Source organism: Kitasatospora sp. NPDC036755 (assembly GCF_040636595.1).
Taxonomy (GTDB): domain Bacteria; phylum Actinomycetota; class Actinomycetes; order Streptomycetales; family Streptomycetaceae; genus Kitasatospora.
The window spans coordinates 1-3702 of the sequence record NZ_JBEZUT010000540.1 but is presented as its reverse complement, the minus strand read 5'-3'; the positions used below and the strand labels follow the sequence as shown (position 1 = coordinate 3702).

The 3702-nt window shown below is 75.1% G+C and carries 3 protein-coding genes; all 3 read left to right on the top strand.

Going from position 1 to position 3702, the window contains the following annotated elements:
• On the top strand, positions 1–813 hold an 813-nt coding region (locus AB0E96_RS39515), incomplete at its 5' end, for a phosphopantetheine-binding protein (RefSeq protein WP_359831456.1).
• Positions 810–2165 carry a serine hydroxymethyltransferase gene (gene glyA / locus AB0E96_RS39510; protein ID WP_359831454.1) on the top strand — a complete coding sequence of 452 codons (1356 nt, stop codon included), beginning with the start codon at positions 810–812 and terminating at the stop codon, positions 2163–2165. The genes AB0E96_RS39515 and glyA, both read left to right, overlap by 4 nt.
• A 28-nt stretch (positions 2166–2193) precedes the next feature.
• Positions 2194–3639, top strand: a complete 1446-nt coding sequence (locus AB0E96_RS39505; protein ID WP_359831452.1) for a condensation domain-containing protein — start codon at positions 2194–2196, stop codon at positions 3637–3639.
• Positions 3640–3702: the final 63 nt, after the last annotated feature.

The window sequence follows — 3702 nt, the reverse complement described above, 5'->3', positions numbered from 1 at the left end:
GCCGGGACCGGCCCGGTGCCGGCCGGCGCGCGCCTGTACCGCACCGGCGACCTGGCCCGGACCCGCGCCGACGGCGTGATCGAGCTGATCGGCCGGCTGGACCACCAGGTCAAGCTGCGCGGGCTGCGGATCGAGCTCGGCGAGATCGAGTCGGTGCTGCGCCGCCACCCCGGGATCGAACGGGCCGTGGTCGCGGCCCGTGGAGACGGCGAGGAGCGGCGGCTCGTCGGCTACCTGGTGCCCGCCCGGGGCGGCGCCCCGGCGCCGGCCGCCGCCGAACTGCGCACCCTGCTGCGGGCCGAGCTGCCCGAGTACATGGTCCCGGCGGTCTTCGTGACGCTGGACGCGCTGCCGCTGTCACCCAACGGCAAGGTGGACCGCGCCGCGCTGCCCGAGCCCGACCCGACGGCCGAGCGGGCCGCCGCCGCGTACGTGGCCCCCCGCGACGACACCGAGCGGGTGCTGGCCGCGCTCTGGGCCGAACTGCTGGAGGTCGACCGGGTCGGCGCCGAGGACGACTTCTTCGCCCTCGGCGGGCACTCGCTGCTCGCCACCCGGCTCGCCTCGGCGGTGCTGGAGACCTTCGGCGTCGAGCTGCCGCTGCGCGAGCTGTTCGAGGCGCCCACCCTCGTCGCCCAGGCGGAGCGGCTGACCGCCTGCGGCCACGCGGCGGGCACCGACGTCGCGGCGGTGGCCCGGATCGCCGCACCCCTGCTGGAGATGACCGACGAAGAGGCCCTCGGGCTGCTCGCCCAGCACGACGAGCACGCCGAGAACGAGGCGCACCAGGAGCACGAGGAGAGCCACGCATGAGCCCCACCACCACGAGCACCGGCGTCCTGGCCGCCCACGCCCGTCTCGGCGCCCACCGCCTGGCCGCCGCCGACCCACTGCTCGCCGACCTGCTGGAGCGCGAGCACGTCCGGCAGAACGAGACGCTGGCCATGGTGGCCGCGTCCAGCAGCGCCGACCCCTCCGTCCTGGCCTGCGCCGGCGCGAGCATCTCCAACGTCACCACCGAGGGCTACCCGGGCGCCCGCTACCACGCGGGCTGCGAACTGGTCGACGAGGTCGAGCGGTTGGCGGTGGAACGGGCCCGCGCGCTGTTCGGCGCCCGGTACGCCAACGTGCAGCCGCACTCGGGCAGCACCGCCAACCAGATCGTGCTGTGCACCCTGATGAAGCCCGGCGGCACCCTGCTCGGCATGGAGCTGAGCGCGGGCGGCCACCTCACCCACGGCTCGCCGGCCTCGGTGTCCGGGCGGTTCTTCGACGCGGTCGGCTACGGCACCGACGCCGACGGCATGCTCGACTACGAGCAGGTCGCCGAACTGGCCCGGCTCCACCGGCCCAAGGTGATCGTCTGCGGCGCCAGCGCCTACCCGCGCACCGTCGACTTCGCCCGGTTCCGGCGGATCGCCGACGAGGTCGGCGCCTTCCTGCTCGCCGACATCTCGCACATCGCCGGCCTGGTCGCGGCCGGGCTGCACCCCAGCCCGGTGGACCACGCCCACGCCACCACCACCAGCACCTACAAGCAGCTGTACGGCCCCCGCGGCGGCCTGATCCTGCTGGGCCGGGACGCCGACCTGCCGCTGCCCGGCTCCCGGCGCACCCTCGCCCGGGCGATCGCCCACGGCACCTTCCCGTTCCTCCAGGGCACCCCCGACCTGGGCGCCGTCGCCGCCAAGGCCCGCGCCTTCGACATCGCCGCCCAGCCGGAGTTCCGCGCCCTGGCGCAGCGGGTGGTCTCCGGCGCCCGGGAGCTGGCGGAGGCCTTCGCCGGCCTCGGCCACACCCTGGTCACCGGCGGCACCGACAACCACATGGTGCTGCTGGACGTCGGCCGGCGCGGCCTGACCGGGGCGATCGCCGAGTCCGCGCTCGCCGACTGCGGGATCGTGGTCAACCGCAACCGGATACCGGGCGACCCGCACGGCCCGCGCGTCACCAGCGGCATCCGCTTCGGGACCAACACCCTCGCGCTGCGCGGCATGGGCGAGGCCGAACTGCGCCGCTGCGCCGCCCTGGTGGACCGGGTGCTCACCTCCGTGGTGGCCCGTGACGAGACCGGGTTCGTCCTCGACCCGGGCGTCCGATCCGAGGTGCGGGACGAAGTCGCCCGGCTCTGCCGGGAGTTCCCGCTGCCGCACCACTCGTCCTGACCACCCTCTCCGACCGCCGGGACTCCCCATGAGCCACTCACCCCAGCGCGCCGCGCTCTCCGCCGAGAAGCGCCGCCTGCTCGCCAAGCTGCTCGAGCAGCAGGGCCTCGCCCGCACCGACACCGCCGACCGGATCACCCCCCGCCCCGAGGGGGTGCGGCTGCCGCTCTCCTTCGCCCAGCAACGGCTGTGGTTCGTCGAGCAGTTCGCCGGCCCGAGCCCGCTCTACAGCATCGCCTGCACCGTCCGGCTGACCGGCCGGCTCGACGCCGCCGCCCTGGAGCGCGCGCTGAACCGGGTGGTGGAGCGGCACGAGGCGCTGCGCACCACGTTCCGCGCCGAGGACGGCCGGCCCGAGCAGGTCGTGCACGCCCGGGTCGAGCTCGCGCTGCCGCTCACCGACCTGTCCGCAGCGGCCGCCGACGCCCGGGAGGACGCGCTCGCCGAGCTGGCCGACCAGGAGAGCCGCCGCCCCTTCGACCTGGGCGCCGGCCCCCTGTTGCGCGGCCGGCTGGTCCGGCTCGCCGACGAGGAGCACGTGCTGGTGCTCGCCGTGCACCACATCGTGGCGGACGGCTGGTCGCTGGACGTCCTGGTCCGGGAACTGGCCCACCACTACCGGCCCGGCGCCGCCGCCCTTCCCGAACTTCCCGTCCAGTACGCTGACTTCGCGCTCTGGCAGCACGAGCGGGCCGCCGACGGGGCGATGGACGCCCAACTGGAGCACTGGCGCGAGCGGCTGGCCGACGCCCCCACCGCCGTGGACCTGCCCACCGACCGGCCGCGCGCCGCCCGGCAGAGCTTCGCCGGCGCCTGCTTCCCGTGGCAGCTGGACGGCGACCTCGCCACCCGGCTCACCGCGCTGGCCCGCGAGCACGACGCCACCCTGTACATGGCGCTGCTGGCCGGCTTCACCGCCGTGGCGCAGCGCTGGAGCGGCCAGACCGACCTGGTGGTCGGCTCGCCGGTGGCCAACCGCAACCACCCCAGCACCGAGGGCCTGATCGGCTTCTTCGTCAACATGCTGCCGCTGCGCGCCGACCTGTCCGGCAACCCGACGTTCCGCGAACTGCTCGGCCGGGTACGGGAGTCCGCGATCGCCGCGTACGCCCACCAGGACGTGCCGTTCGAGCGGATCGTGGAGGCGGTGCGCCCGGACCGCGACGCCGGCGGACGCACCCCGTTCGCCAACCTGCTGCTGGTCCTCCAGAACACCCCGGAGACCAGGATCGAGCTGCCCGGACTGCGGATGGACACGGCCGCGGTGGACACCGGCACGGCCAAGTTCGACCTGCACCTCCAGGTCACCGAGACCCCGCAGGGCCTGACCGGCCTGGCCGACTACAGCACCGAGCTGTACGAGGAGCGCACCGTACGCCGCTTCATCGACCAGTGGCTGCACCTGCTGGCCGCCGCCGTCGCCGCCCCGGACACCCGGCTGGACTCCGGCCCCGACTACGTGACGGTGGACTGATCACCATGGCCAAGAAGAAGAACACCGAGGAGCCCGCGGCCAAGCCCGCCGGCGGCCTCTTCG